Genomic DNA, 6,150 nt, shown 5'->3' on the forward strand with positions numbered 1-6,150 from the left:
TGTTCCTATCCGGGGTCCTGACGCCTCCGCGCCGGCACCGGGTTTGTTGCCAACGCCCGGGCTGTGTAGTGGTTCCTGCATTGATCGCGGCGCGAAGGGCGCTAAAGAGAGCGCCACCGACTCCCGACCGCGGGAGCGGCCCGCCTCAGCCCTGGGAGAGCGTCGATGACCGCACCGGCCAACACCATCACCGCCGACAAGAACGCCTTCTTCGGCGCCAGCCTGGCCGCGGCCGATCGCGACATCTTTGACCGCATCGGCCTGGAGCTGGGTCGCCAGCAAAACCAGATCGAACTGATTGCGTCGGAAAACATCGTCTCGCGCGCCGTTCTGGAGGCCCAGGGCTCGATCCTGACCAACAAGTACGCCGAGGGCTATCCCGGCAAGCGCTACTACGGCGGCTGCGAGTTCGTCGACGAGATCGAACTGATCGCTATCGAGCGCGCCAAGGCCCTGTTCGGGGCCGGCTTCGCCAACGTCCAGCCGCACTCGGGCTCGCAGGCCAACCAGGCGGTGTTCATGGCCCTGCTGCAGCCGGGCGACACCTTCCTGGGCATGGACCTGGCGGCCGGCGGCCATTTGACGCACGGCAGCCCGGCCAACCAGTCGGGCAAGTGGTTCAAGCCGGTGTCCTACAGCGTGCGCCAGCAGGACCAGCTGATCGACTATGACACCGTCGCCGAGGTGGCCGAGCGCGAGAAGCCCAAGCTGATCATCGCGGGCGGCAGCGCCTATAGCCGGCAGATCGATTTCGCCCGTTTCCGCGAGATCGCCGACAGCGTCGGGGCCTATCTGATGGTCGACATGGCCCACTTCGCGGGCCTGGTGGCCGGCGGCGTGTTCCCCAGCCCCATCCCGCACGCGCACGTGGTCACCACCACCACCCACAAGACCCTGCGCGGTCCGCGCGGCGGCATGGTGCTGACCAATGACGAGACCATCGCCAAGAAGGTCAACTCGGCCGTTTTCCCAGGCCTGCAAGGCGGTCCGCTCGAGCATGTGATCGCCGCCAAGGCGGTGGCCTTCGGCGAGGCCCTGCGTCCGGAGTTCAAGGCCTATGCCGCCCAGGTGATCGCCAACGCCCGCGCCCTGGCCAATGCGCTGCAGGGGCAGGGGGTCAATATCGTCTCCGGCGGCACCGACAGCCACCTGATGCTGGTCGACCTGCGGCCCAAGGGCGTGACCGGCCGCGACGCCGAGCACAGCCTCGAGCGGGCCAACATGACCTGCAACAAGAACGGCGTGCCGTTCGACACCGCCCCCTTCACCATCACCTCGGGCATTCGTCTGGGGACCCCGGCCGGCACCACGCGCGGCTTTGGTGAGGCCGAGTTCAAGCGGGTCGGCGAGCTGATCGGCGAGGTCGTCAACGGCCTGTCGGCCAACGGCGCCGAGGGCAATGGCGAGGTCGAGGCCAAGGTCCGTGAAGAAGTGCTGGCCTTGACGGCGCGGTTCCCGATCTACAATTAGTAGCGGTTGATCGGCCGGAGGGGCCCAGATTATGCGATGTCCGTTCTGCGGCCACGCCGAAAGTCAGGTGAAGGACAGCCGCCCGTCGGAAGACGGCGCGGCCATCCGGCGCCGCCGGGCCTGTCCGGAATGCGGTGGTCGCTTCACCACCTTCGAGCGGGTGCAACTGCGCGAGCTGACGATCCTCAAGCGCTCGGGGCGTCGCTCGCCGTTCGATCGCGAGAAGCTGGTGCGGTCGATTTCTTTGGCCATGCAGAAGCGGCCGGTGGACGCCGAACGCATTGAGCGGATGATCAACGGCATCGTTCGCCAGCTGGAAAGCATGGGCGAGACCGAGCTGCCGTCGTCGATCGTGGGCGAAATGGTCATGAAGGCCTTGAAGGCGCTCGATGATGTGGCCTATGTCCGCTACGCCTCCGTCTATCGCGACTTCAAGGAAACGAGTGATTTCGCGAAGTTTTTGGGCGAAGAAGGCCTGAGCGACGTCGCTGACGAAGAGCTTTAGGCGCTAGCTACGTTTCGGTTACGGTTTGGAGGCTATGGGATGAGAAGCCCGGTCCCGCCGGGGAGAGTTCAAGAACCATGGTCGAAGACAAGATCCGCCTGCTGATCGTGGAGGGCCGCCGTTATTCGGGCCTTTCCGACGCGCTGTTGCAAGGCGCCGTGGCGGCGATCGAGGCGCAGAACGTGGACTATGACGTCATCACCGTCTCCGAGGCGATGCAGATCCCTTGCGCTATCGCCCTGGCCGAAGAGGCCGGCCATCGGCCGGTCGGCGTGCGCTATGACGGCTTCGTCGCGCTGGGCTGCATCATTCGCGGCGAAACCTATCATTTCGAGATCCAGGCCAATGAGACCGCGCGCGGTCTGCATGACCTGACGATCGGCAAGCGTCTGGCCATCGGCTATGGCGTGCTGACGGTCGATGAAGAAGACCAGGCTTGGACCCGGGCCCGGGTCTCGGAAGGCGATCGCGGCGGCCACGCCGCGCGGCAGTGCATCGAGATCATCGCCCTGAAACGCCAGCTTCTGGGGCATGCGCGATGAGCAAGGGACGTATCCAGCCCCGCTCGGTCTCGCGACTGGCGGCCGTACAGGCGCTGTACCAGATGGAAGTTTCGGGCGTCGGTGTTGACGCCGTGGTTCGCGAATTCGCCGAGCACCGTTTTGACCGCGACGTCGGCGGCCCGGGCGAGGGCGATCAGCTGGCCGCCGCCGACGAGACCTTCTTCGCCGAACTGGCCAAGGGCGTCGTCGCCAACCAGGCCGCCATCGACCAGGCCATCGTCCGTCGACTGGCCTCGGGCTGGCGGCTGGAGCGCCTGGACGCCACGGCCCGCGCGGTGTTGCGGGCCGGCGCCTTCGAGCTGCTTCATCGGCTTGATGTTCCGACCGAGGTCGTGATCGACGAATATGTCGAGATCGCCAAATCGTTCTTCGAGGGCCCGGAAGCGGGCTTCATCAACGGCGCCCTGGACGCCATCGCGCGTGACTCCAGAGTCTGACGACGACTGGTTCGACGCACCGACGCCGGTCGCGGCGGCGGATGAGGACTCATGGTTCGACGCCCCCGCGCCCGCCCAGATCGCGCCGCCCGCCAATGAGTTCAATCTCATCGAGCGGCTGCTGCGGCCGCTGACGCGCGGCGACCCGGCGGCGCTGGACCTGCTTGACGACGCCGCCGTTCTGCCTTCGCGCCCGGGCTATGACCTGGTGATCACCAAGGACGCCATGGTGGCCGGGGTGCATTTCCTGGCCGGCGAGGAGCTGGACGTGGTCGCCAAGCGGCTGCTGCGCACCAATCTCTCTGATCTGGCGGCGAAGGCCGCCACGCCCTACGGCTATTTTCTGGCCGTCGGCTGGCCGTCCGCCACCACCCTGGAGGATCGCGAGACCTTCGCCCGCGGCCTGGCCGAGGACGGCGCGCTTTACGACGTCAGCCTGCTGGGCGGCGACACCGTCACCACCTCGGGCCCGATGGTGGTCTCGGCCACCTTCCTGGGCTGGGTGCCCAGCGGCGACGCGGTGCTGCGCCGTGGCGCGCGAGTCGGCGACCGCCTGATGGTCAGCGGGACGATCGGCGACGGCTGGCTGGGCCTGCTGGCCCACTGGGGCGAGGTCGAGGATCCCGACGGCGGGCTGGTGCGGCGCTATCGCCTGCCGCCCCCGCGCCTGGCCATTCGCGACGCCCTCAAGGCCTATGCCCGCGCCGCCGCCGATGTCTCCGACGGACTGCTCGCCGACGCGGCCCATGTCGCCCAGGCCAGCGGCCTGCGGGTTAATGTCGACCTGGACCGCCTGCCGCTGTCGCCCGGCGCCCGGAACTGGCTCAGCGCCCAGCCGGAAGCCGGCGAGGCGCGGATGTCGCTGGCTTCGGGCGGCGACGACTACGAGATCGTCTGCGCCGTCGATCCCACCGACGTGGCCGCCTTCCAGGCCGCCGCCATGGCTGCGGGCATCCCCGTGCGCGACATCGGCGAGTTCGTGGAAGGCGAGGGTATCTGCGCCCTGTTCAAGGGCAAGGACATCACCCCCGAACGGCTGGGCTGGCTGCACGGCTGAGCCGGGTCGCGGCGCGCCGGTAGCAAAGCCTCAAGCCTTGTCGGCTAGAGGGGAGGCATGACCAGCCTTCCCTTGACCCGTCGCCTGGCCCTCGGCCTGGCCCTGTCCGCCTTCGCGCTCGCCGCGACGCCCGTCCTGGCTTCGGACAAGAAGAAGGCCAAGGAAGGCGAGGGCGAGCCCAAGGTCGATCCCGTCATCAAGCTGCAGGCCATGGCCCTGCCGATCATCGCCAATGGCCGGGTGATGAACTACGTCTTTGTCGAGACGTCCCTGACCCTGTCGCCCAAGGCCGATCCGACCGCCTTCGCCGGCAAGGAGCCCTTGCTGCGTGACAAGATCGTCCGGCTGGCCCACCGCACCCCGTTCACCCGGCCCGACTCCTATGTCGCCCTGGACGAGGCCCGGTTGAAGGCCGCCATGATGCGCGAGGCGGTCGCTCTGGTCGGTCCGGGCAAGATCGCCGCGGTCACCATCGTCAAGCAAACGGCCAAGACGCGGATGGCTCCGCCCGTCCAGCCCGCCCAGCCCGCTAAACCCTAGTTCAGCCGCCGAACCCGCTTTTCCGCCAGCGGTTGCGCCCGCCGCGACCATTTGGCACTGTTCTCGCCTTGGCGTCGCACAGACGTCATTTCAGGGAGCAACGAGGGGGGGACGAGGCCTTAAGGCCCGCCCGCTGTTCCTGGCCAGGGGGCGGTCGTGTTTCGGCGTCCAGGGTCAGGCCGGCGGCCTTCCTCGCGATTGGAAACGCGAAGGGGCGATAGACCTATGAGTTCTTGGCTTTATGTGGCCATCGGGGCCGGGCTGCTGGCGGTGCTGTATGGCGCTGTACAGACGGCGAGCTTGATGCGGGCTTCGCCCGGCAATGCGAAGATGCAGGAGATCGCCGCGGCGATCCAAGAAGGGGCCCAGGCCTATCTGAACCGTCAGTACACGACGATCGCGATCGTCGGCGTGGTGGTCATCGCTCTGTTGAGCTTCTTCTTCAAATCCTGGGAGCAGCCGGTCGGCTTCGCCCTTGGAGCCCTGCTTTCGGGCGCCGCCGGCTTCGCGGGCATGCTGATCTCGGTCCGCGCCAATGTCCGCACGGCCCAGGCCTCGTCCGAGAGCCTGGCCGCGGGCCTGAAGATGGCCTTCACCTCCGGCGCCGTCACCGGCATGCTGGTGGCCGGCTTCGCCCTGATCGGCGTGGCGGGCTATTTCGCCGTGCTGCTGCAGACCGGCCATGCCGGCACTGACCGGGTGGTCGTCGATTCGCTGGTCTGCCTGGGCTTCGGCGCCTCGCTGATCTCGATCTTCGCCCGTCTGGGCGGCGGCATCTTCACCAAGGGCGCCGACGTCGGCGGCGATCTGGTGGGCAAGGTCGAGGCCGGCATTCCGGAAGATGACCCCCGCAACGCCGCGACCATCGCCGACAATGTCGGCGACAATGTCGGCGACTGCGCCGGCATGGCCGCCGACCTGTTCGAGACCTATGCGGTGACCACGGTCGCCACCATGGTCCTGGCGGCGATCTTCTTCCGCGGCACCGAAGCGGTGTCGTCGATGATGCTGCTGCCCTTGGCCATCTGCGCCGTCTGCATCGTCACCTCGATCCTCGGCTCGTTCGCCGTGCGTCTGGGCAAGAAGCAGAACATCATGGGCGCCCTCTATCAGGGCCTGATCGTCACCGGCGTCCTGTCGATCCCGGCGGTCTATTATGTGATCCACCAGCTGGTGCCGACCGCCGTCACCGTCGGCGACCGCAGCTTCGACGCCAACGGCCTGTTCTTCTGCGGCCTGGTCGGTCTGGCCGTCACCGCCGCCATCGTCGTGGTCACCGAATACTATACCGGCACCAACTACCGCCCGGTGAAGTCGGTGGCCCAGGCCAGCGTCTCGGGTCACGGCACCAATGTGATCCAGGGTCTGGCCATGTCGCTGGAATCCACGGCCCTGCCGGCCCTGACCATCATCGTCGGCATCCTGGTGACCTACAATCTGGCCGGCCTGTTCGGCATCGCGCCTGCGCACCACCAACTCGTCGCACTATGCTGTCGCTGGCGGGCTTCATCGTCGCCCTGGACGCCTTTGGTCCGGTCACCGACAACGCCGGCGGCATCGCCGAAATGGCGGGTCTGC

The 6,150-nt window shown here is 67.5% G+C and carries 6 protein-coding genes and 1 pseudogene; all 7 read left to right on the top strand.

Annotation, left to right across the window (positions count from 1 at the left end):
* Positions 1 to 165: 165 nt before the first annotated feature.
* Positions 166 to 1,470, top strand: coding sequence for a serine hydroxymethyltransferase (gene glyA, locus CSW58_RS07960; RefSeq protein ID WP_099446933.1), 1,305 nt, complete (start codon positions 166 to 168; stop codon positions 1,468 to 1,470).
* Between the two features lie 31 nt (positions 1,471 to 1,501).
* Positions 1,502 to 1,975, top strand: coding sequence for a transcriptional regulator NrdR (gene nrdR, locus CSW58_RS07965; protein ID WP_099446934.1), 474 nt, complete (start codon positions 1,502 to 1,504; stop codon positions 1,973 to 1,975).
* A gap of 77 nt (positions 1,976 to 2,052) precedes the next feature.
* Complete coding sequence (locus tag CSW58_RS07970) at positions 2,053 to 2,517, top strand: 6,7-dimethyl-8-ribityllumazine synthase (protein ID WP_099446935.1); 465 nt, start codon at positions 2,053 to 2,055, stop codon at positions 2,515 to 2,517.
* Positions 2,514 to 2,975, top strand: a complete 462-nt coding sequence (nusB, locus tag CSW58_RS07975) for a transcription antitermination factor NusB (protein ID WP_099446936.1) — start codon at positions 2,514 to 2,516, stop codon at positions 2,973 to 2,975. The genes CSW58_RS07970 and nusB overlap by 4 nt, the downstream gene beginning before the upstream one ends.
* Positions 2,959 to 4,032 (top strand): thiamine-phosphate kinase, encoded by a 1,074-nt coding sequence (gene thiL / locus CSW58_RS07980; RefSeq protein WP_369825116.1) that lies wholly within the window; start codon positions 2,959 to 2,961, stop codon positions 4,030 to 4,032. The genes nusB and thiL overlap by 17 nt, the downstream gene beginning before the upstream one ends.
* 57 nt (positions 4,033 to 4,089) lie before the next feature.
* Positions 4,090 to 4,572: a hypothetical protein gene (locus CSW58_RS07985; protein WP_099446938.1), complete on the top strand. Its 483-nt coding sequence runs from the start codon at positions 4,090 to 4,092 to the stop codon at positions 4,570 to 4,572.
* Positions 4,573 to 4,797: 225 nt separating this feature from the next.
* Positions 4,798 to 6,150, top strand: a pseudogene (locus CSW58_RS07990) (sodium/proton-translocating pyrophosphatase); the annotation flags it as partial.

The organism is Caulobacter sp. B11 (genome assembly GCF_002737765.1).
Lineage (GTDB): Bacteria > Pseudomonadota > Alphaproteobacteria > Caulobacterales > Caulobacteraceae > Caulobacter.